Here is a 21,647-nt window from a genome sequence, read left to right as displayed (position 1 = left end):
CTAGACGGTTGGCAGCCGGCCCAGCGCCTGCGCGACCGAGGCCTGCAGTTCGGCGTCGTCCCAGGCCCGGTCCGTCATCGTGCCGCCCAGGTAGGCGTCGTACGCGGCCAGATCCAGGTGGCCGTGCCCGCAGAGCGCGGTGAGGATGACCTTCTCCTCGCCGGACTCCTTGCAGCGCAGGGCTTCCTCGATCGCCGCCGCGAGCGCATGGGTCGGTTCGGGCGCCGGCACGATGCCTTCCGCCCGCGCGAACAGCACCCCGGCCGCGAAGCACTCCGACTGCGGCTTGGCGATCGCCTCGATCTCACCCGTCTCGTAGAGGTGGCTGATCAGCGGGCTCATCCCGTGGTACCGCAGCCCGCCGGCGTGGATCGGGTCCGGCACGAAGTCGTGCCCGAGCGTGTGCATCTTCATCAACGGCGTCATTCCGAGGGTGTCGCCGAAGTCGTAGGCATAGGTGCCCTGGGTCAGCGACGGGCATGCCTCCGGCTCCACCGCCCGGATGACGGGCGCCATCCGTCCCGCCCACTTCTCCCGCAGGAAGGGGAAGGCGAGGCCGCCGAAGTTCGAGCCGCCGCCGGTGCAGCCGACCAGGATGTCGGGCGTCTCGCCGACCATCGCGAGCTGGATCAGCGCCTCCTCGCCGATGATCGTCTGGTGCAGCAGTACGTGATTGAGCACGCTGCCGAGCGCGTAGTGCACGTCTGGGGCCTGCACCGCCATCTCGACCGCTTCACTGATCGCGATCCCGAGTGACCCGGGGGAGTCGGGGTTCTCGGAGAGGATCTTCCGCCCGGCCTCGGTGAGGTCCGACGGGCTGGGGTGCACGGTCGCGCCGAAGACCTCCATCATCGTCCGCCGGTACGGCTTCTGGTCGTACGACGCCCGCACCTGCCAGACCTCGCACTCCAGCCCGTACTGCGCACACGCGAACGCGAGCGCAGTACCCCACTGTCCGGCACCCGTCTCGGTGGTGAGCTTCCGCACGCCGGACTTCGCGTTGTAGTACGCCTGCGGTACTGCGGTGTTCGGCTTGTGTGAGCCGGCCGGGGAGACGCCCTCGTACTTGTAGTAGATCCGCGCCGGCGTATCGAGCGCCTTCTCCAGCCGGTGCGCCCGGTAGAGCGGACTGGGCCGCCACAGCCGGTAGACGTCGAGCACCTCACCCGGGATGTCGATGTACTGCTCCTGCGACACCTCCTGCAGGATCAGGTCCATCGGGAACAGGGGAGCGAGGTCATCGGGCCCGACCGGCTGCAGCGTGCCGGGATGCAGCACCGGCGGCGGTGGCGTCGGCAGATCGTGCAGCACGTTGTACCAGCGAGTCGGCAGCTCGTCCTCGGGCAGCAGGATCTTCGTCAGCGTCATTTACGCAAAGTAAGGCCGCAGCCGACCTCTGGTCTAGTACGTCGGCGCAGGTGTCGGCGCAGTCGCCTTCTCAGCTACTCCGAGCCAGTCGTCGATGTCGCCCAGGAGGCTCTTCTGTACTTCGGCCGGCGCGGTCGAGGCGAGCACCGAGCCCCGGGCGAGGTTGGCCAGCTCGTCGTCGTTGAAACCGTGCACGTTGCGGGCCGTCTCGTACTGCTCGGCCAGGCGGGACCCGAACAGCAGCGGGTCGTCGGCGCCTAGCGCGATCCGGGCGCCCGCGTCGTACAGCTGGCGCAGTGGGACGTCCTCTGCTCGCCGGTAGACGCCCAGTGACACGTTGGAGGCCGGGCAGACTTCCAGGGCGACCTGTGCGTCGACTACTCGCTTCAGTAGCTCCGGGTCTTCGACAGAGCGCACCCCATGGCCGATCCGGCCGGCGCCCAGCTCGTCGAGGCACGTGCGCACGGTTGCTGGTCCGCACAGCTCTCCGCCGTGGGGTGCGGCAAGCAGACCGGCGTGACGGGCGATCCGGAACGCCGGGGCGAACTCGGACGTAGTACCGCGTCGCTCGTCGTTGGACAGGCCGAAGCCGACCACTCCACGTCCGGCGTACTGCGCCGCGAGGCGGGCCAGGGTCCGGGCGTCGAGCGGGTGCCGGGTGCGGTTGGCGGCGATCACGACCTGGACGGCGATCCCGGTGCTCGCGGCGGCGTCGCGCGCGGCGTCCAGGACCAGGTCGGTGAACTCGGTGATGCCGTGGAAGCGGCTCGCGTAGCCCGACGGGTCGACCTGGATCTCGAGCCAGCGGGAGCCGTCGGCACGGTCGTCCTCGGCGGCTTCGCGGACCAGCCGGCGGACGTCGTCCTCGGTTCGCAGTACGGAGCGGGCCACGTCGTAGAGCCGCTGGAAGCGGAACCAGCCGCGCTCGTCGGCGGCGGACAGCTCGGGCGGCCAGTCGGTGCGCAGCGCGTCCGGCAGCCGGACCCCGTGCGTGTCGGCCAGCTCGACCAGGGTGAGGTGCCGCATCGAGCCGGAGAAGTGCAGGTGCAGGTGGGTCTTCGGCAGCAGCCGCAGGTCCCGATCCGTCATTACAGAAGGTTACCGACAGACCGCCCAGGGATGGAAACCGGGCGGTCTAACCATCCGTTCATTCGCCCCTTTTTCACCCTCTCTGCGAGGTGCCTTCTTAGACAGCGGCTCGTGAGGGTGAAAAAGGGGCGAATGAACGGGGAGAGGGGTTCAGCTGAGCAGCTTGGCGATCCGGGAGACGCCTTCGGTCAGGTCGGCGTCGCCCAGGGCGTACGACAACCGGAGGTAACCGGGAGCGCCGAAGGCCTCGCCGGGTACGACCGCGACCTCGGCCTCGTCCAGGATGATGGCGGCCAGCTCGGTCGAGGTGTTCGCGACCTTGCCGTTGATCTCCTTGCCGAGCAGACCCTTGACCGACGGGTACGCGTAGAACGCGCCGGTCGGCACCGGGCACTCGACGCCGGGGATCTCGTTCAGCATCTGCACCATCGTCTTGCGGCGCCGGTCGAAGGCCACCTTCATCTCGTCGACCGCGCTCAGGTCACCGGTCAGGGCGGCGATCGCGGCGCGCTGGGCGACGTTGCAGACGTTGGAGGTCTGGTGCGACTGCAGGTTCGTCGCGGCCTTGATGACGTCCTTCGGGCCGATCATCCAGCCGACCCGCCAGCCGGTCATCGCGTACGTCTTGGCGACACCGTTCAGGACCACGGTCCGGTCGGCCAGCTCCGGTACGACGACCGGCAGCGAGGTCGACTTGGTGTCCCCGTAGGTGAGGTGCTCGTAGATCTCGTCGGTGATCACCCAGATGTCGTGCTCCAGCGCCCAGCGGCCGATCGCCTCGACCGCCTCCGGGGTGTCCACCGCGCCGGTCGGGTTCGACGGCGAGCAGAACAGCAGCGCCTTGGTCTTCTCGGTCCGGGCCGACTCGAGCTGCTCGACGGTGACCAGGTAGTTCTGGCTCTCGTCGGCGAGCACCTCGACCGGCACACCGCCGGCCAGCCGGATCGTCTCCGGGTAGGTGGTCCAGTACGGCGCCGGCAGCAGCACCTCGTCGCCCGGGTCGAGCAGCGTCGCGAACGTGTTGTAGACGGCGTGCTTGCCGCCGTTGGTGACGAGCACCTGGCTCGCCTCGATCTCGTACCCCGAATCCCGCTTCGTCTTGGCGACGATGGCCTGCTTCAGCTCGGGCAGACCACCCGCCGGGCTGTAGCGGTGGTTCTTGGGATCGCGGGCCGCCTCGACGGCGGCCTCGACGATGTAGTCGGGGGTCGGGAAGTCCGGCTCACCGGCGCCGAAGCCGATCACCGGGCGCCCGGCCGCCTTGAGGGCCTTCGCCTTCGCGTCGACAGCGAGGGTGGCCGATTCACTGATAGCACCGATACGTGCGGAGATGCGGGAGACCATGGCTCCCATCCTGGCACTGCCCGGCCGCCGCTGACATCCGGGTATCGCCTGGTGAGGAGGAACTGTCACCGGGCCCCCTGCGTTGGCAGGTGCGTGGAGACGGTAAGGTTCTGCCCGCAGTACGACGTCCGGCCCGAAGTCCGCGGGAGTTTTCGCCCGTGGCGGGGACCCGGAGCAGCCTGGGGCTCAGTTCGACCAGGTGGCCCCGACCCCGTACACTCTTCTAGTCCGGGCGTAGATGGCCCTGACTCGGCATGCCCGAGATCAGGTCCAGCGGCGTCTGGAACTTTGCAGAGGGCACTAGCTCAACTGGCAGAGCATCGGTCTCCAAAACCGAAGGTTGGGGGTTCAAGTCCCTCGTGCCCTGCAAATCCTGACCGGCACAACGCCGGCCAGGCCGCCGCTAGCGAAAGAGGTAGGTCGTGACGGAGACGCGCACGCCGGCACCGTCCGGCGCCGGCAAGCCTGCGGAAAGCAAGTCGGGTAACCGGCTGCTGCGTTTCTACCGCCAGGTGGTCGCCGAGCTCCGCAAGGTGGTCTGGCCGACCCGCAAGCAGCTTTCCACCTACTTCGTGGTCGTCCTGACCTTCGTGGTGTTCGTCATCGCGATCGTGTCGGTGCTCGACCTCGCCTTCGGCTGGGCGATGTTCAAGATCTTTGGCTGACGATCCAGCCGCCCTGGACCACCTGCCGGAGCTCACCGGTTCCACCACCCGATGCACAGATGACGGAGTACAACGTGTCCGACCAGCGCGACGACGAGGTCCTCGACAAGGACGAGTTCGACGTATCCGCTGACTCCGACGGCGACCTCGATCTCGACTTGGGTTTCGACGACTCCGACGACGATGATGACGACGACGACCTGTTCGCCGACCTCGAGGTAGAGGTCGCCGACGACGAGGACGACGTCCCGGTGGCGGCCGACAGCGAGTACTCCGCCGACGACGACGCCGAAGAGGGCAACGCCGACGAGGACGACTCCGACGCCGAGCCGGTGGTGGTCGTAGCGGCCGCCGACGCCGCGGAGGACGACGAGGTGGTCACCGCCGCCGACGTCGACGAAGCCGCGGAAGAGCTGACCGAGGAGACCGCCGAGCCGGCTCCGGCCGAGGTGGACGAGGTCGTCTTCTCCTCCGCCGATGACTCCGCCGACGAAGACGAAGCCGAAGACGAAGCCGAAGAGGTCGAAGCCGAAGAGGTCGAGCCGGAAGAGCCGGGCGACCCGCTGGAGGAGCTGCGCGCCACGCTGCGCTCCCAGATCGGCGACTGGTACGTGGTGCACACGTACTCAGGGATGGAGAACCGGGTCAAGGGCAACCTCGAGAACCGGATCAACTCCCTGAACATGGAGGACTTCATCTTCGAGATCGTCGTGCCGACCGAAGAGGTCGCCGAGATCAAGAACGGGCAGCGCCGGATGGTCAAGCGCACCGTGCTTCCCGGCTACGTGCTGGTCCGGATGGACCTGACGGACGAGTCCTGGTCGACCGTGCGGCACACGCCGTCGGTGACCGGCTTCGTCGGGAACAGCCAAAAGCCCGTCCCGCTCAGCCTCGAAGAGGTCGAGAAGATGCTCGCTCCGGCCGTCGTGGCGGCGGCCGAGGCGGCGGCAGCCGAGACCGGTGCCGCACCCACCAAGACCGCGGCCAAGAAGAAGGTCGAGGTCGCCGACTTCGGTGTGGGCGACTCGGTCATGGTCGTCGACGGGCCGTTCGCGACCCTGCACGCCACGATCACGGAGATCAATGCCGACGCCCAGCGGATCAAGGCGCTGGTGGAGATCTTCGGCCGGGAGACCCCGGTGGAACTCAGCTTCAGCCAGATCCAGAAAGTCTAAGGACCCGAGACAATGCCTCCCAAGAAGAAGATCGCTGCCCTCGTGAAGGTGCAGCTCCAGGCCGGCGCCGCGACTCCGGCCCCGCCGGTCGGTACCGCGCTCGGTCCGCACGGCGTCAACATCATGGAGTTCTGCAAGGCGTACAACGCCCAGACGGAGTCCATGCGCGGAAACGTCGTGCCGGTCGAGATCACCATCTACGAAGACCGCTCCTTCACGTTCATCACCAAGACGCCGCCGGCGCCGGAGATGATCAAGAAGGCCGCGGGCCTGCAGAAGGGGTCGGCCGTCCCGCAGAAGGACAAGGTCGGCAAGATCACCAAGGACCAGGTCCGCGAGATCGCCACCACCAAGATGCCCGACCTGAACGCGCGCGACATCGACGCCGCGATGAAGATCATCGAGGGCACCGCGCGCTCGATGGGCGTCACGATCGAGAAGTAGTACCTCTTTTTGGTTCACCTCGGTGAGCCGGCAGGAGTGGAAGGGCGAGAGGTTCGCCCGTCAAGACCACAACGGACGACGAAGTACCGTCCGAAACAGGAGATCAGAAATGGCACAACGCAGCAAGAGCTACCGCGCGATCGCGGAGAAGATCGACTTCGACCACCTGTACACCCCGCTCGAGGCGATCAAGTTCGCCAAGCAGGGCGCGACGGGCAAGAAGTTCAACTCGACCATCGACGTCGCGATGCGGCTCGGGGTCGACCCCCGCAAGGCCGACCAGATGGTGCGCGGCACCGTCAACCTTCCGCACGGTACCGGCAAGACGGCACGGGTCCTCGTCTTCGCCACCGGTGAGAAGGCCGAGGCCGCACTGGCCGCCGGCGCCGACTTCGTCGGTGACGACGACATGATCAAGAAGGTCACCGACGGCTGGCTCGACTTCGACGCCGTCGTCGCCACGCCCGACATGATGGGCAAGGTCGGCCGGCTGGGTCGCGTGCTCGGCCCGCGTGGTCTGATGCCGAACCCGAAGACCGGTACGGTCACCCCGGACGTGACGAAGGCTGTCACCGACATCAAGGGCGGCAAGATCGAGTTCCGGGTCGACCGGCACGCGAACCTGCACTTCATCATCGGCAAGGTCTCCTTCGACGAGGCCCAGCTGGTGGAGAACTACAGCGCCGCACTGGAGGAGATTCTCCGGCTGAAGCCCTCCAGCTCGAAGGGCCGCTACATCAAGAAGACCGTCTTCTCGACGACGATGGGTCCGGGCGTTCAGGTCGACCCTAACGCCACCCGCAACCTCCTCGAGGAGAACGAGGCCTGAGCCTCAGCCTCTTCTTCCGAACGGCCCCGGTCTGCTGACCGGGGCCGTTCGTATTCCCCACCCACTCTCCGCCGCTCGCTCCTGCGTCGCTCGCTGCTCCGGTCGCTCCCGCCCGCCTTCTGCGAGTGCGCGCAGGCTTTTCCGTCGCCTGCTTGGTGAAGGCGGGCTGGTGAGGTGCAGCCGTTGGGTGGCTGGGTGGGGTGGTGAGGGGTGCTAAGGCGAGCTCGCGGACCGCCACCACCCACAAAGGTGCGGCGGGCCGGGGCGAGCGCCACTTCCCACGCCTGCGTGGGTGCCAGAGCGGCGGGGGCTTTCGCGGTTCATGAGTGGTGGCGGTCCGCAAGGCGGCGAAGTACTCGTTGGCGAATGCTGCTTGAGCCGGTCAACAGCCCGTGTAGCGGGCGATCACGTCCACGCAGCGCTGGAACTGCGCCGGCGAAGCAGGGTTCTTCCAACCGAGCTTTTCGAGTGTCCAGTCGATGGCGAAGGCCGGCGACCACCCGGCATCGGCCGACTCGGGATCAGCGACCCGCGCGTACCCGCGGCGCACCAGGTCCAATCGGTCATGCAGAGGGTCGCCGGCATCGACCTCCCATTGGGCGAGGTCGTAGGCCGGCGGAGCAGGGCCGGCGAACTCCCAGTCGATGACGCCGACGACCGTCTTGTCGTGAACCAGGATATTCTTGGGACAGAAGTCGCCCTGGGCGAGCGAGAACTGGGGCGCCGTACGGGTCGTCACCTCGTGGCGCAGGAACTCAGCACCCCGCTCGACGACCACAGCTGCCGCTGGGCCAAGCGCCTCCTCGACGATGCGTGCGACCCGGGTGACTTCGCGCTCTTCGGGCAACCGCAGGTCGTGCCGGATACCTCGCTCGTCGTCCGGGACCACGCTGTGCACCCGTGCCAAAATCTCACCGGCGTCCATGACCAACCGCTCGAGATCAGTGCCAGGCAGTTCGCCGACCAGCTCGGCGAGGGAGCTGCCCGGTAGGAACTGCTGGACGGAGAAGGACAACAGTTCGCCGTTGTGCTCCTGATGCTCCAGGCCGAGCACCTCTGCTGTCGGTACGCCGACGTCACGTGCCTGCGTCATGAGGTGCGCCTCGTCGATGAACCACGGCGTCGGCTGACGCGCGATCCGGACGACCACAGCGACATCGCCGGCAAACTCGGCGCGGTAGGTCTCGTTCATCCCGCCACCGGCGAGGGGAACGAGGCACTCGACGTCGCGGCCGCAGACTGACCGCACCACCGAGTCGATGATCGGGCGAGGCGTTGTCACCATCGCCCAAGTCTCGTTCAGCGATCCTGACCGGGCCACCCAATAGATCGGGGTTGGCGTCGCGGGTCGGCTAGCGTCGGCCTCGTGCTACTTCCCGATCCGTCCGTGCCGGGGGCGGACCTGCCTGTCCGGGCCGCTCTGCCTGCCACCGTCGATGCGGTTCGCCTCCGCGGTACTGCGATCCTCGTCGCGCCGCCCGGATCAGGTAAGACCTCTCTGCTGCCGCTCGCTCTGGCCGATGCGCTCGACGGCACGATCATCGTCGCCGAACCCCGCAGGATGGCGACCCGCGCCGCCGCGAGTCGATTGGCGACCTTGATCGGCGAACCGCTCGGCCAGCGCATCGGATACGCGATGCGGGGCGAACGCGCTGGCGGGCGGAACCTGCGGGTCGAGGTGGTGACGACAGGGCTTCTCGTACGACGCTTGCAGCAGAACCCCGAGCTTCCTGGCGTCGCCGCGGTGGTGATCGACGAATGCCACGAACGACATCTGGATGCCGATCTGCTGCTCGCCTTCTGCGTCGACATCCGGGCGAACCTTCGCGAGGACCTCGCGATCGTCGCCACGTCGGCTACCGCGGACACGCTGACGCTGAGCCGCGCACTGGCCGCTGACAGCCTGGCGCCTGTTGTCACCGCGTCGGCCGCGATGTTCGACGTGGCGATCGAGTGGGCACCGCCGCCGGTCCCGGTGCCGTTGCTGCCCGGCGGGCGCGTCGACCCGCGGCTGCTGGATCACCTCGCTGCGGTGGTCCGGCGTGGGGTGGCCGAGAACGACGGTGACATCCTCGTGTTCGTTCCGGGGGAGGCCGAGATCAACGGAGTGACGCGCCGGCTGGCGGGCCTGAATGTGTTGCCATTGTTCGGCCGGCAGACGCGGGCGGAGCAGGATCGCGCGCTGGCGCCGGGCGCTGAGCGGCGGATCGTGGTGACGACCTCGGTCGCGGAGAGTTCGCTGACTGTGCCGGGAGTGAGGGTTGTGGTCGACTCAGGTCTTGCCCGCGAACCGCGTACCGATCAGTCCCGCGGTCTTGGCGCGCTGGTCAGCTGCCGGGTCTCGAAGTCGTCTGCCGATCAGCGGGCTGGCCGGGCGGGACGTGAGGCACCTGGTCGTGTCTATCGGTGCTGGTCTGCCACTGACCACGCGCATCTCGACGATCATGCGGCGCCGGAGATCGCTACCGCGGACCTTGCTGCCTTCGCGCTTGACCTAGCCGCGTGGGGTGCGCCCGGTGGCGACGGTCTCACCTTGCTGGAGGCGCCGCCGGTGGTGGCGATGACTGCGGCGACCGAGTTGCTGCGCCGACTTGACGCGATCGATGACAGTGGCCGGATCACTGAGCGGGGAAGGCAGATGGCGGCGATCGGCGCCCATCCGAGGCTGGCTCGCGCGCTGCTGGACGGTACGCCGTGGGTCGGCGCCGAGCGAGCCCGCGAGATCGTCGCGATGCTCTCGGACGACTCCAGTCGCGACTCCGGCGACGATCTGCCGGCGCGATGGCGAGCACTACGCCGAGGCAACGACCGTGCAGCCACCACTCGCTGGCGAGAAGAAACGAAGCGCCTCGCCCGAGGCGCTGAGCCGCAACCGGACAACATCACGCGGGCGCCGGGCGGCGCAACACCCGGCACCCGAGGTGTGCAGGAGTCGCGTGCGGCGGACCGCGTACCGGGCACCCGAGCTGGGCAGGAATCGCGGGCGGCGGGCGGCGTAGTACCGGACAACAGGGGTGAGCCACGGGCGGCTGGTGGGACGGTCCCTGATGATCTGGCGGCTGGGATCGTGGTGGGGCTGGCGTATCCGGATCGGATCGCGCGAGCTCGTGGGGCCGACTCGGCCACGTATCAGATGTCCGGCGGCACCGGGGCGGCGCTGGATCCACAGTCGGTGTTGCGGACCACGCAGTGGCTCGCGATCGCGGTCGCCGACCGGGCGCCTGGCCGCGCCGATGCCAGGATTCGCTCCGCCGCGCCGATCGACGAGGCGACTGCCCGGGAGGTGGCCGGCGAGCTCGTCTCGTCCACGGATCAGATCCGCTGGCAGGACGGGCGAATCGTGACGCGTCGCGTGGAGGCGCTCGGAGCGATCGTGCTGAACGACGTACCGCTCGCCAAACCTGACCCGCTGCTTGTTCAAGCCGCCGTCCGCGATGGTCTGCGCCGCAGCGGTCTCGCCGTACTGCGCTGGTCCGACGCCGCTCTCGCCTTGCGTTCCCGGCTCGCGTTCTGTCATGCGCACCTCGGAGCCCCGTGGCCGGCGGTCGACGACGCTGCCCTGCTGGCGAGTCTCGACGACTGGCTCGGCCCGGAACTCGCGTCGGTCCGTGGTGCGCGTGACCTCGCCCGGATCGAGATGGCGTCCGCGCTGCGACGGCTGCTGCCGTGGCCCGCTGCCACCCGGTTCGCTGAGCTTGCGCCGGAGTGGCTTCCGGTACCGTCCGGCTCTCAGGTGCGGCTCGTGTACGACGGGGCCGAGCCGCCGGTGCTGGCGGTGAAACTGCAGGAGGTGTTCGGCTGGACCACGACCCCAATGGTCGCGGACGGCCGCGTTCCGGTCGTGCTGCATCTGCTCTCGCCCGCGAGACGTCCGGTCGGGATCACCAGCGATCTCGCGTCGTTCTGGAGCCAGGGCTATCCGCAGGTCCGCGCCGACCTGCGGGCCCGCTACCCACGCCACCCCTGGCCGGAAGACCCCCTGACGGCCGCCCCCACCAAACGAGTCAAACCTCGCCAGTGAAGAAGGCCTCGCGTGCCGATGGACAGGACATAGTCGTCGCCAGGTAGGTCGGTCGAGCGTGAGCTGAGCGCCGCGTACGGCGTCTCGGGGGTGCACTACCTGTCGATCGACACACACAGGTCTGGCGTTAGGTCATCCAGGGCGGATGCGCCGGCTAGGCGCATGGCGTGTTCCAGCTCTTCGCTCAGGTCGGTGAGTAGGCGAGTGACGCCTGCTGAGCCGCCGACGGTCAGCGCCCACAGGGCCGGGCGGCCGACCAGTACTGCGCGGGCGCCGAGCGCGAGCGCGGTCATCACGTGCTCCCCGCGCCGGATCCCGCCGTCGACGTACACCTCTGTGCCGGTACCGGCGAGGGCAGCGGCGACCTCCGGCAGGGCTTGTGCGGTGGGGATCGCGCCGTCGAGCTGGCGACCGCCGTGGTTGGAGACGATCACACCGGCCGCGCCCGCGTCGGAGCAACGCTTGGCGTCGTCGCCGCGGAGTACACCCTTCACTAGCACCGGGAGCCCGGTCCGCTCGGCCAGCCAGCCAATCACGTCCGGGGTGAGGTCGTCGGCCTTGCTGAGGTCGTCTTCGCCGTACTCGCCCTCGTCGAGGTTTGCCAGCAACTGACCCGGCGGAATCACCTCCCAGACGCTCGGCCCGTCGTTCTCCTTGCGGCCCACTACAGGCGTGTCAGCAGTCAGTACGACGGCTCGCGCGCCGCCCGCGACTGCGGCGTCCAGCATCTTCAGGGTGATGTCGCGGTTCTTCACCACGTAGATCTGCAACCACCACGGCGTACCGACTGCCCCGAGCTCGGCGAACGTGGTACCGGCGTTGCTGGAGACTGCGAGTGCCGAGTGGGCCGCACCGACGCCGGCAGCCATCGCCAGCTCGCCGTCGGAATCGGCCTGCCGCTGCAGGCTTGTCGGGGCCACGAGCACCGGTACGTCGACCGGCGTACCGAGCACGGTCGTCTTGAGGTCGACCGTGCTCACATCGGTCAGGACGTGCGGCCGGAACCGGTACTGGCTCCAGGCCGCCGTCGCCTCCGCAACGCTGATCCCACCGGCGGAACCCTGGCGGAAGTACCGATGCACCGCCTCCGGCAACTTCTCGGCGGCGGCCGCTTCCAGACTGTCGATCCATCGCATGCCGTCGATCCTTCCATCCAACAAGGTACTATCGGTCGCATGAAGCAGCATGGGCAGCGATTTCTGCGCCCCGGCCGGCACGATGGTGCCGACGGGGTGAGCTGCTGCTGCGCTCTCTCCTGAGGTGACCGCGGCCGGTCGGGGTGTCTGTTCCCCGGACCCGTTGCTCACAGGAGAGATATCCCATGGCTGTACTCACCGCTGAAGAACTCAACTCTGCCCTCGCCCTCCGCGACCTGGCCGACCCGGCTCAGGGCCCGCACGCGATCCAGCTGATCGTCGACCAACTCCGTACTGCGCTCGGCCTGGCCTGGCCGTACACGGAGATCTGGACCCGGCGCGATCATCCAGTCGTCTCGCTGGCCGACAACTACGACAACCTCGGGTACGCCGCCGGCGCGGTCACCCGCGAGGAGCGCTACACGCGGTACGCCTCGGCGGGGGAGGTGCTGCGCAGCCACACCTCAGCGATGATCCCACCGGCCCTGCGCGAGCTGGCCGCGTCCGAGTCGTCCGACGTGCTGATGGTGTGCGCGGGGATCTGCTACCGACGCGATTCCGTCGACTGGCAGCACACCGGTACCCCGCATCAGCTGGACCTGTGGCGAATCAGCCGCAACGTCACGCTCGGCGAGCCCGAGCTGGAGGAGATGATCGACCGGCTCGTCACGACCGTGCTGCCCTGGCAGACGTATCGGACGGTCCCGGCGGTGCACCCGTACACGATCCACGGCCGCCAGATCGACGTACTGCTTGACGATCAGTGGATCGAGATCGGCGAATGCGGAGTCGCCGCACCCGCCGTACTCCGCAAGGCCGGCCTCGACGAGACCTGGACGGGCCTAGCGATGGGTCCAGGCCTCGACCGGCTTCTCATGCTCCGCAAGGGGATCCGGGACATTCGGTTGCTCCGGTCAACGGATCCGCGAGTGGCCGAGCAGCTGCTGGATCTGACGCCGTACCGGCCGGTGTCTGCTATGCCCGCGATTCGACGCGATCTGTCGGTCGTGGTCGGGCCGGACGTCGACATGTCGGACGAGGTGCTGGGCGACCGCGTCCGCCAGGCCCTCGGCGCGGATGCCGACGTCGCGGAGTCCGTCGAGGTCCGCAGCGATACGCCGTACGCCGACCTGCCCGCAGCCGCCCGGGAACGGCTTCAACTCCAACCGGGCCAGCGCAACATCCTTATCCGACTGACCCTCAGACCCCTGGGCCGCACCCTGACCGACCCCGAAGCCAACCACCTCCGAGACCAGCTCTACACAACCCTCCACGAGGGCCCAGTCCTGGAGCTGATCGGCCGCTAACTGCCGCCCTCGATGCCACTTTGTGCACCGGCTAGCCATTCTACTGGCGAGTAGGCGCCTAGCCGGTGCACAAAGTGCGCTTGAGCCCGGGTGAGCTCAGCTCAGCTCAGCTCAGTACGGCGCAGAAAGCCTTCGCGTTGTTGGTGATCTGGGACCAGTTGGCGGCGCTGATGTCGGCAGGGGACACCACATCGGTACCGGCGCTGACCGCGAGCGCACCGGCGTCGAGGAACTGCCGCGCATTGCCGGCGTTGACGCCACCGGAGGGCACCAGCGGGACGCCGGGGAACGGGCCGTTCAGATCCTTCAGGTACTTCGGTCCGAGGTGGTGCGCGGGGAAGATCTTGACCGCGTCCGCGCCAAGCGCCAGCGCCGTCATCACCTCGGAAGGGGTGAAAGAGCCCAGAATGACGGGAATTCCGGCGTCGTGCGCGGCCGCCACGATCGCCGCCGCCTCGGGCCCTTGTCCCGGGGTGACCAGGAACGCCGCGCCCGCGTCAACGGCCGAGCGTGCCTGGGCAGCGGTCTGCACGGTCCCCGCACCGACCACGGCACCGGTATCACCGGAGGCGGCCCGCTCCAGGTGCCGCGGCAGTTCCGGCGTGGTGAACGTCAGCTCGATGACATGGATGCCACCGGCAACAAGCGCGGAACACAGGTCGCGCGCGTCGTCGAGGGCAGGCGCCCGTACGACGCTCAGCACGCGATCGGCGCGGAGCAGGTCCAGCGTGGTCATCTAGTTTCCTTTCAAAAAAGTACGGCGGACGGCGCGGCCGGGCATGGCGCCGGTGCGGTGCCCGTCCTCGATGACGGGAACACCGCCGACCAGCACCCAGGGGATGCCTTCGGCCTGCTGACGGGGGTTGTCGAAGGTCGCGGTGTCCCGCACGCCGGCGGGATCGAAGAGCACCAGATCCGCGTGGTACCCCTCGCGGACCAGCCCTCGATCGACCAGCCGCAGTCGCGCGGCGGGACGGCCGGTCAGGTGGTGAATGCAGTCGGCGAGCTCAAGCACACCAAGCTTGCGGACGTAGTGCGCGAGGTACCGCGGGAACGTCCCCCACGCCCGCGGATGCGGCTTGCCGCCGACCAGGATCGCATCCGAACCGCCCGTGTGGGTCGGGTGCTTCATGATCGCCTGCACGTTCTCCTCGTGGCCGACGTGCTGCAGGATCGTCGTCGCCAGGTTGTCCCGGATCAGTACGTCGAAGAACACCTCGGCGGGCGCCCGACCGCTCCCCGCCGCCAGTTCCGCGACGGTACGGCCGACCGCGCTGCCGAGTTCCGGGTTCTTCACGCCACCGATCTCGATGGTGTTCCAGTCCGTCACGCAGCCGTGGCAGCCGTCCGTGCCGACCTGCTCCAGCTCGTAGGTGATCCGCTCGCGATCGGCGGGATCGGCCAACCTGGCGAGCAAGGCGTCCGCGCCACCCTCGGCGCTCCAGCTCGGCAGGATCGCCGACAGAGTCGTTGCTCCAGGCAAGTAAGGATAGGTGTCGGTGGTGATGTCGACGCCGTCCGCGAGCGCCTCGTCGATCATCGCGATCAGGTCGACGCCACGGCCCTTGTTCGGCTCGAAGTTCATCGTCGCGTGGGTCAGGTGCAGCGCGCACCCCGACCGCCGCGCGATCTCGACCATCTCGGCGTACGCCTCGAGCGCGCCCTTCCCGTACGAGCGCTGATGCGGGCTGTAGTAGCCGCCGTACTCCGCGACCACCTTGCACAGCTCGACGAGTTCCGTGGTGCCGGCGAACATGCCGGGCGTGTAGGTCAGCCCACTGCTCATCCCCACCGCGCCCTGCGCGAGCCCTTCGGCCAGCAACCGCTTCATCTCGGCGAGCTCGGCTGCCGTGGCCGGGCGGTTGGCCGTGCCGACCACCATCATCCGCAGCGTGCCCTGCGGGACCAGGTACGCCGCGTTGCACGCGATCCCCTGGTCGAGCCGATCGAGATACCCGGCGACCGTGGACCAGGAGAAGTCGAAGTCGTCCGGCTCCCCGTTCCACCCGGCGATCTGGCGCCGTACGGCGATCCGGGTGGCCTCGTCGATCGGCGCGAACGACAACCCGTCCTGGCCGAGCACCTCCAGCGTCACGCCCTGGCTGACCTTGGCCGTGTGGTCCGGATTCGCCAGGATCTGCAGATCCGAGTGCGCGTGCATGTCGATGAACCCGGGCGCGACGACCAGTCCTGCTGCATCGATGGTCCGCTCTGCGCGGAGAAACCCGGGCAAGTCGTTGCCGACAGCCACGATCCGGCCCGCGTCGACGGCGACGTCGGCACGGAAGCCGGCAGCGCCGGTGCCGTCGATGACGGTGGCGCCGGTGATCAGCAGAGACCGGGGAGGTGGGGCGGGGAAGGAATTGAGAGCAGCCATCAGAAGAAGGTGCGGATCAGGTCGACGACCACCGGGTCGTCGGCGTCCGCATCGTCGATGACGGGGATCAGGCCCCACTTGTCGAACGCAGTACAGGGGTGTGACAGCCCCACCCGCAGTTCGTCGCCGATCACCAGTGGCGGCTCGCCGTCGGGGGAGAAGCGCAGGAAGCCGTGCTGATCGTTCAGCTTCGTCACGGTCATGCCCTCGACCTTGCGCACGGCCTCGCCGGCGGAGCGCGGCCGGAGCAGTTGCGGCTCGGGCATCCCTTCGTCGAAGGGCAGATCGCGCTTGCCCGCATCGAAGATCGCCAACCCCGCTTCGGGTTGAGACGTGACCCGGACCCAGCCGTGCATAGCCGGCATCAGCCGGTCGCCGTCCGTCCGAGGCACGGAACCGAGTGGCGAGATCTCCCGGTAGTAGCCGTCGTCATGCGCGATGTACGCACCGGACCGCAGTACCACCCGGGCGCCGTCCTTGCCGAGCGGAGCGAGCACCTGGGCCACCTGCTCGAAGTACGCGCTGCCGCCCGCACTGACCACCGGTACGACGTCGGCGTCGTACTGCAAGCCGTTGTGGACGGCAGCGAGGTCACGGAGGTAGGAGCGGACATGCTCAAGCCCTGCCTCGTCTGCACCGTGTGCGATCGCCCCTTCGTAGCCAGCGACGCCAGCAAGCCGCAGTGTCGGTGCAGCGGCGATGGCGGCGCCTACAGCGAGTCCCGTCTCGACATCACGTGCGCCAGTCCGCCCACTGTCTCCGCCGACCTCAACCAGTACGTCGAGCTGCCGCGCGCCTGCGTCGACGTACGCCGACCTGGCGGCCTCCAGCAGCTCCACTGTGCGCACAGAGTCGGCCCACACCATCACCTCGAACGACGGGTCGGCCGCAAGCTCGTCTGCGATCCACCGCAGCTGCAGTGGAGAGATGACCGAGTTGGCGACTATCACCCGGCTCACCCCGTACGCCCTGGCGACACTGAGCTGGAAGGCGTTCGCCAGCGTGATCGCCCAGGCACCGGCGTCCAGCTGCTTCGCCCAGAGCGCCGGAGCCATCGTGGTCTTGCCGTGCGGCGCCAGCTCGACCCCGTGCTTCGTGCACCAGCGGGCGAGGGTCTCCACGTTGTGCTGAAGGCCCTGCGCGGACAATGTGAGCAGTGGAGTCGGTAGGTCGGACAGGCGTGGCTTGCCGGCCAGTACTTCGGTGACGGTCCGGCCCCAGAAGGCGGGCGGTAGCGCCTTGTCCTGCCAGCTCAGTGGCTGGTCGGCCAGGGCTGCGACGGCGGCGGCATCGTACGAAGCTGACATGACGTCCTCTGCGCTGGATTGCGTACTGCGCAACGCTCGTTGCGCATTCTGACGTATCGGTTGTAGCATCGCGCCAGAACTCCCGTCAACGACAAGCCGCCCGAGAGGACTCATCGATGGCCGATCTGGTACTTCGGGCGGTCTGTCTGGGCGAGGCGATGATCATGCTCGCCGCCGAGACCGGTGCCCCGCTGGAGGACGTCGAGACGTTCCGCCGATCGGTCGGCGGCGCCGAGTGCAACGTCGCGGGCGGACTGGCCGCGCTGGGGGTTCCGACCGGCTGGATCTCGCGGCTCGGCACCGACGGCTTCGGTCGGCACGTACTGCGTGACCTGGAGGGTCGCGGCGTCGAGGTCGGGGGAGTCGAGGACGACCCGACCCGGCCGACCGGGCTCTACGTGAAGCACACGATCAACGGCCGGACGCGGATGCACTACTACCGCTCTGGCTCGGCAGCGGCAGCTATGGATGCTGCCTTCTTGGATCGGCCCGCAGTACGCAACCGGCTGGTTGGTGCTGAGCTTGTGCACACCACTGGGATCACGGCGGCCATTTCTACGACTGCTGCTGAGCTGCTGGATCGGTTGACGGCTCTGCGGGACACGTTGGGCTTCACCTTGAGTGTGGACCTCAACTGGCGTCCAGCTCTGTGGCGTGACGCCGACACGGCACCGCTGTGGCGACTGCTGCGCGCGGCTGACGTAGTACTGATCGGTGCGGATGAGGCGGCAGCGTTTGCTGGGACTAGTGACCCTGCTGAGCTGCGGGAACTGCTTGGACCGCGCTCGACGATCGTGGTGAAGTCGGATGCTCACGTAGCGCTCGCGCTGGAGCCGGACGGACGTCGTACGGAGGTCCCGGCGCTCACTGTCGAAGTAGTAGAGCCTGTGGGCGCCGGCGACGCTTTCGCCGCCGGCTACTTGGCCGGGACGCTGCAGGGACTGTCGATGGAGCAGCGGCTGCGGCAAGGGCACCTGAGTGCCGCGGCTGTGCTGGCTGTGCCGGACGACCATGCGACGCCTCCTGATGCCGCGACCCGGCAGGCGTTGCTTGATTGCTCCGAAGCGGTGTGGGCCGGCGCCCAGGTCGGTCCGGCTGGTATCAGGGTGGGAGGTGTGGTGTGAGTCAGAGTCTGGCTAGAGCCCTCCAGATCCTGGTCAGCCTGGGGGAGGGCGACCGTTCGCTCGACCAGCTGGCGACCGAGCTCGACGTGCACAAGACGACAGTGCTGCGGCTACTGCGGACCATGGAGGTCGAGCGGTTCGTACGACGCGACGAGGCGCACCGCTACCGGTTGGGCTCGCGCATGTTCTCCCTGGCTGACGCTGCGCGCGAGCAGCACGTAGTACGGGCTGTTGCTGCTCCGCATCTGCGGCAGCTCAACCAGAAGACCGGGCAGACGGTGCACTTGGCGGCGTACGAGAACGGGCAGGTCATCTACATCGACAAGCTCGACAGTGTGCAGTCGGTGCGGATGTACAGCCAGGTCGGCGTACCGGCGGCGCTGCATTGCACTGCTGTCGGCAAGGTGCTGCTGGCGGCACAGCCGAAGCGGCAGCGGGAAGGCTTGCTGAACACCATCGAGTACCACCGGTTCACGCCGAACACGATCACCGGGCCGGACGAGCTGCGCGACGAGCTCGACCTGGTCCGCTCGCAGGGCTGGGCGCACGACCGGGCCGAGCACGAGTCCTTCATCAACTGCATCGGGGCGCCGATCACCGAGCGCACCGGCCGGGTGGTGGGGGCCGTCTCGGTGTCGGTGCCGGACGTTCTGCTCAACTATGAGCAGGTGCTGGAGCTGCTGCCCGACCTGCTCGCCACCACGGCAGCCATCGGCGCCGACTACAACAACTGACCGAGAGGAACCGCGAATGTCCGACAAGACCGCCGTCTCCACCCCCGACGCCCCCGCGCCGATGCCCGTGTTCTCCCAGGGAGTCCGCAAGGGCAACGTCCTGCAGGTGTCCGGCCAGGGCTCGGTCGACCCCGACAGCGGCGCGTTCGTCTTCGAGGGTGACGTGAAGGCGCAGACCACCCGGGTCCTGCAGAACATCGAGGCGATCCTGAAGGCCGGCGGCGGCAGCCTCGACGACGTGGTGATGTTCCGCGTCTACCTGACCACCCGCGACAACTTCACCCCGATGAACGAGGCCTACGCCGAATTCGTCAGCACCCGCACCCCCAGCGGCGTCCTCCCCTCCCGCACCACCGTCTTCACCGGCCTCCCCCTAGAACAAATGCTGGTAGAAATCGACGCCCTCGCCGTCCTGTCCTGACCGCTACGGCACGGTGCTACGCGGTAGCACCATGTGCCACGTCGCGGCTATGATGTTTCCATGAGTGCGCAGCCAGAGATCACCCAACGCGACCTTCGGATCCGGTCCAAAGAGATCATGGATGCCGTTCAGAGCGGTCAGTCCTTCACGGTCACCAGAGACGGGCACCGGATCGGCGAACTGATCCCGCTGCGTCGCCGGCGTCGCTTCGTTCCGCGCGGAGAGTTCGCCGCGATGTCCCGTACCGCCCCGGACATCCGCCTGGAAGACTTCCGCGCCCATCAGGCCGCCGACATCGACCAGGAACTGGACGATCCCTATGCCCGATGAGTATCAGCAGGGCTTGCTCGATACGAACGTCATGATTCTGCGGAAGTGGATCGAGCCTGCGTTGCTGCCCGCTGAGATGGCCATCTCAGCCATCACCTTGGCTGAGCTCTCGGCGGGACCGCATCAGGTGCGCGGTACGGCCGACTATGACGAACACGCCGAGCGAGCCCGGCGGATGGACGTCCTCCAGCGCGCCGAGAACGAGTTTGATCCGATTCCCTTCGACGCGGAGGCAGCCAGGATCTACGGCCGGATCTGCGCAGCTGTCGTAGCTGTGGGCCGGACGCCACGGGGCCGGGTTGCCGATCTGATGATCGCCAGCATCGCGGTGGCGGAGGAACTGCCTCTGTTCACCACGAACCCCGCTCACTTCAAGGGGCTCGAGAACCTCCTCACCGTCGTACCGGTCGCCCACCCGATCGACGCGTAGCTGTCCTGAGGCTTGGGATTGGCGTCTCATCAGGTAGTTGAGGATGGGACGATGACGGGGATGGTCGAGTCCGTCAGTCTTTGGAGGATTGCTCCCTCGGTTTATCTGCCGGCGTTGTTGTACGGCATCGGCCAGGGGGCGATTGCTCCAGTTGTCGCGTTGTCTGCGCGGGAGCTTGGTGCGTCGATCGCTGTTGCCAGTTTGGTGGTCGCCGCTGCCGGTGTCGGGCAGGTGGTCGGGGCCATTCCGGCCGGGTCACTGACCAGCCGCATCGGCGAGCGCCGGGCGATGTTGCTGGCCACAGGGCTCGTGTCGGTTGCGTTGGTGGCCTGCTTGGTGGTGCCGAACGTTTGGGGCCTGGCTCTTGCGATCGGGGCGACCGGCCTCGCCGGGGCCGTCTGGGGGCTTGCTCGCCAGGCATACCTCAGCGAGGCCGTACCGCTGCAGATGCGCGCCCGCGCCCTGTCGACCCTCGGCGGGGTCCAGCGGATCGGGTCCTTCATCGGCCCGTTCCTCGGCGCCTTCGCGATGAAGTTCCTCGGCACCGACGGCGCCTACTGGGTCCACCTCGGCGCCGCCGTGCTCGCCTGCGTGGTCCTGCTCAGCCTCCCCGACCTCGAGTCCGTACGCCGAAGCCGTGCCGCCAACCCCGTCGTCGTGCAATCCACTCGCGCGGTGATCCGCGAACACCTCCCCGTACTACGTACGCTCGGTCTCGGCGCGCTCCTCGTCGGCGCAGTACGGGCGTCCCGGCAGGTGGTGATCCCGCTCTGGGCCGAGCACCTCGGCCTGGATCCGCAGACCACCAGCATCATCTTCGGAGTGTCCGGCGCGGTGGACATGCTGCTCTTCTATCCAGCCGGCTCAGTGATGGACCGCTTCGGCCGCAAGTGGGTCGCAGTACCGTCGATGTTCGTGCTCGGCCTGGCGCACCTGCTGCTCCCGCTGACCCACTCGGCCACCACGCTGACCGCGGTCGCCCTGCTGATGGGAGTCGGCAACGGGCTGGGCGCCGGCGTGATCATGACGCTCGGCGCCGACGCCGCACCACCAGGCGCCCGAGCCCAGTTCCTCGGCGCCTTCCGCCTCTGTGCCGACACCGGCATCTGCGCCGGCCCGTTCCTCATCGCCGCGGTCACCGCCCTGACCAGCCTTGGCCCAGCAGTCCTAGCCATGGGCCTAACCGGCTGGGCAGCCGCGGCCGCCATGAATCGCTGGATCCCGTCCCGGCCCGAGTCCAATCCCACCGCGTGAAGGAAATTTGCCGCTCTGTGACCAATTTCCTTCACGCGGAGCGGCTCACCGCGGGAGAGCCCCCAAATCACCGCAGCCCCCGGAACCGATTTGGTGGTCGAGTCACCGGCGGTTACTCTTGAGGCTGCCGAAGACCGCTGGTCGTTGCTCCCGGAGCAACTGAAAGTCCCACAAGCTCGTGGGCGGCCCGCGTAGGTGACAAGTAAGTGAGACTAGTTTCTTCACGCCCTTGCGCCTGCGCAGGGGCGTTTCGTTTTGTGTGGGTCTGGCCGGTGCGGCAAGAGAAGCCCAA

General features: G+C 68.1%; 20 protein-coding genes and 1 tRNA gene. 13 read left to right on the top strand and 8 right to left on the bottom strand.

Annotation, left to right across the window (positions count from 1 at the left end; genetic code table 11):
- From A3ES_RS0117595 to A3ES_RS0117585, 3 genes are all read right to left on the bottom strand, one after another.
- A complete protein-coding gene (locus A3ES_RS0117595; protein ID WP_020388152.1) occupies positions 1–1,368 on the bottom strand; it encodes a TrpB-like pyridoxal phosphate-dependent enzyme in 1,368 nt (455 codons plus the stop codon).
- Positions 1,369–1,401: 33 nt separating this feature from the next.
- The gene (locus tag A3ES_RS0117590) at positions 1,402–2,457 is read right to left on the bottom strand and encodes an adenosine deaminase (RefSeq protein WP_020388151.1); all 1,056 of its coding nucleotides are present in this window, start codon (positions 2,455–2,457) and stop codon (positions 1,402–1,404) included.
- Positions 2,458–2,607: 150 nt separating this feature from the next.
- Positions 2,608–3,801, bottom strand: a complete 1,194-nt coding sequence (locus tag A3ES_RS0117585) for a pyridoxal phosphate-dependent aminotransferase (protein WP_020388150.1) — start codon at positions 3,799–3,801, stop codon at positions 2,608–2,610.
- A 294-nt stretch (positions 3,802–4,095) separates the two neighbouring features.
- Here A3ES_RS0117585 and A3ES_RS0117580 point away from each other — a divergent pair.
- The 5 genes from A3ES_RS0117580 to rplA all read left to right on the top strand — a co-directional run bounded on the left by A3ES_RS0117580 (position 4,096) and on the right by rplA (position 6,914).
- Positions 4,096–4,168, top strand: a tRNA-Trp gene (locus A3ES_RS0117580).
- Between the two features lie 55 nt (positions 4,169–4,223).
- Complete coding sequence (secE, locus tag A3ES_RS0117575; RefSeq protein ID WP_020388149.1) at positions 4,224–4,466, top strand: preprotein translocase subunit SecE; 243 nt, start codon at positions 4,224–4,226, stop codon at positions 4,464–4,466.
- 59 nt (positions 4,467–4,525) lie between these two features.
- Entirely contained in the window at positions 4,526–5,641 is a 1,116-nt protein-coding gene (gene nusG / locus A3ES_RS0117570; RefSeq protein ID WP_020388148.1) for a transcription termination/antitermination protein NusG, read from the top strand.
- Between the two features lie 12 nt (positions 5,642–5,653).
- Positions 5,654–6,085, top strand: a complete 432-nt coding sequence (rplK, locus tag A3ES_RS0117565; RefSeq protein ID WP_020388147.1) for a 50S ribosomal protein L11 — start codon at positions 5,654–5,656, stop codon at positions 6,083–6,085.
- A gap of 109 nt (positions 6,086–6,194) precedes the next feature.
- Positions 6,195–6,914 carry a 50S ribosomal protein L1 gene (gene rplA, locus A3ES_RS0117560; RefSeq protein ID WP_020388146.1) on the top strand — a complete coding sequence of 240 codons (720 nt, stop codon included), beginning with the start codon at positions 6,195–6,197 and terminating at the stop codon, positions 6,912–6,914.
- 382 nt (positions 6,915–7,296) lie between these two features.
- Here rplA and A3ES_RS0117555 read toward each other — a convergent pair whose 3' ends face one another.
- Positions 7,297–8,199 (bottom strand): phosphotransferase family protein, encoded by a 903-nt coding sequence (locus tag A3ES_RS0117555; protein ID WP_020388145.1) that lies wholly within the window; start codon positions 8,197–8,199, stop codon positions 7,297–7,299.
- An 81-nt stretch (positions 8,200–8,280) separates the two neighbouring features.
- Here A3ES_RS0117555 and A3ES_RS0117550 point away from each other — a divergent pair, with 81 nt between their 5' ends.
- On the top strand, positions 8,281–10,935 hold the full coding sequence (locus A3ES_RS0117550; protein WP_040454892.1) for an ATP-dependent RNA helicase: 2,655 nt from the start codon (positions 8,281–8,283) through the stop codon (positions 10,933–10,935).
- A 95-nt stretch (positions 10,936–11,030) separates the two neighbouring features.
- Here A3ES_RS0117550 and A3ES_RS0117545 read toward each other — a convergent pair whose 3' ends face one another.
- Positions 11,031–12,071, bottom strand: a complete 1,041-nt coding sequence (locus tag A3ES_RS0117545) for an alpha-hydroxy acid oxidase (protein ID WP_020388143.1) — start codon at positions 12,069–12,071, stop codon at positions 11,031–11,033.
- 185 nt (positions 12,072–12,256) lie between these two features.
- On the opposite strand from A3ES_RS0117545, the gene srmL reads away from it, so the two are divergent.
- A complete protein-coding gene (gene srmL, locus A3ES_RS0117540; protein WP_020388142.1) occupies positions 12,257–13,378 on the top strand; it encodes a PheS-related mystery ligase SrmL in 1,122 nt (373 codons plus the stop codon).
- A 106-nt stretch (positions 13,379–13,484) separates the two neighbouring features.
- On the opposite strand, the gene A3ES_RS0117535 is transcribed toward srmL, so the two are convergent.
- From A3ES_RS0117535 to A3ES_RS0117525, 3 genes are read right to left on the bottom strand one after another with little or no spacing between them, the layout of a single operon-like run.
- Positions 13,485–14,114, bottom strand: a complete 630-nt coding sequence (locus tag A3ES_RS0117535) for a bifunctional 4-hydroxy-2-oxoglutarate aldolase/2-dehydro-3-deoxy-phosphogluconate aldolase (RefSeq protein WP_020388141.1) — start codon at positions 14,112–14,114, stop codon at positions 13,485–13,487.
- Positions 14,115–15,755, bottom strand: coding sequence for an N-acyl-D-amino-acid deacylase family protein (locus A3ES_RS0117530; RefSeq protein WP_020388140.1), 1,641 nt, complete (start codon positions 15,753–15,755; stop codon positions 14,115–14,117).
- Entirely contained in the window at positions 15,755–17,062 is a 1,308-nt protein-coding gene (locus tag A3ES_RS0117525) for an alanine racemase (RefSeq protein ID WP_020388139.1), read from the bottom strand. The genes A3ES_RS0117530 and A3ES_RS0117525 overlap by 1 nt, the downstream gene beginning before the upstream one ends.
- Positions 17,063–17,178: 116 nt before the next feature.
- Here A3ES_RS0117525 and A3ES_RS0117520 point away from each other — a divergent pair, with 116 nt between their 5' ends.
- Genes A3ES_RS0117520 through A3ES_RS0117495 form a run of 6 tightly spaced genes read left to right on the top strand, consistent with a single transcriptional unit; the run spans position 17,179 to position 21,355 of the window.
- The gene (locus tag A3ES_RS0117520; protein ID WP_020388138.1) at positions 17,179–18,186 is read left to right on the top strand and encodes a sugar kinase; all 1,008 of its coding nucleotides are present in this window, start codon (positions 17,179–17,181) and stop codon (positions 18,184–18,186) included.
- A complete protein-coding gene (locus tag A3ES_RS0117515) occupies positions 18,183–18,920 on the top strand; it encodes an IclR family transcriptional regulator (RefSeq protein WP_020388137.1) in 738 nt (245 codons plus the stop codon). The genes A3ES_RS0117520 and A3ES_RS0117515 overlap by 4 nt, the downstream gene beginning before the upstream one ends.
- Before the next feature lie 16 nt (positions 18,921–18,936).
- Positions 18,937–19,341, top strand: coding sequence for a RidA family protein (locus A3ES_RS0117510; RefSeq protein WP_020388136.1), 405 nt, complete (start codon positions 18,937–18,939; stop codon positions 19,339–19,341).
- Positions 19,342–19,401: 60 nt separating this feature from the next.
- A complete protein-coding gene (locus A3ES_RS0117505) occupies positions 19,402–19,671 on the top strand; it encodes a type II toxin-antitoxin system Phd/YefM family antitoxin (protein ID WP_020388135.1) in 270 nt (89 codons plus the stop codon).
- Positions 19,661–20,101, top strand: coding sequence for a type II toxin-antitoxin system VapC family toxin (locus A3ES_RS0117500; protein WP_020388134.1), 441 nt, complete (start codon positions 19,661–19,663; stop codon positions 20,099–20,101). Before A3ES_RS0117505 ends, A3ES_RS0117500 begins: the two co-directional genes overlap by 11 nt.
- 51 nt (positions 20,102–20,152) lie before the next feature.
- Positions 20,153–21,355 carry an MFS transporter gene (locus A3ES_RS0117495; protein ID WP_020388133.1) on the top strand — a complete coding sequence of 401 codons (1,203 nt, stop codon included), beginning with the start codon at positions 20,153–20,155 and terminating at the stop codon, positions 21,353–21,355.
- Positions 21,356–21,647: the final 292 nt, after the last annotated feature.

The sequence above is a fragment of the Kribbella catacumbae DSM 19601 genome, assembly GCF_000372465.1.
Classification (GTDB): Bacteria; Actinomycetota; Actinomycetes; order Propionibacteriales; family Kribbellaceae; genus Kribbella; species Kribbella catacumbae.
The sequence above is the reverse complement of the archived record's forward strand: the minus strand, read 5'-3'. Positions and strand labels throughout refer to the sequence as shown.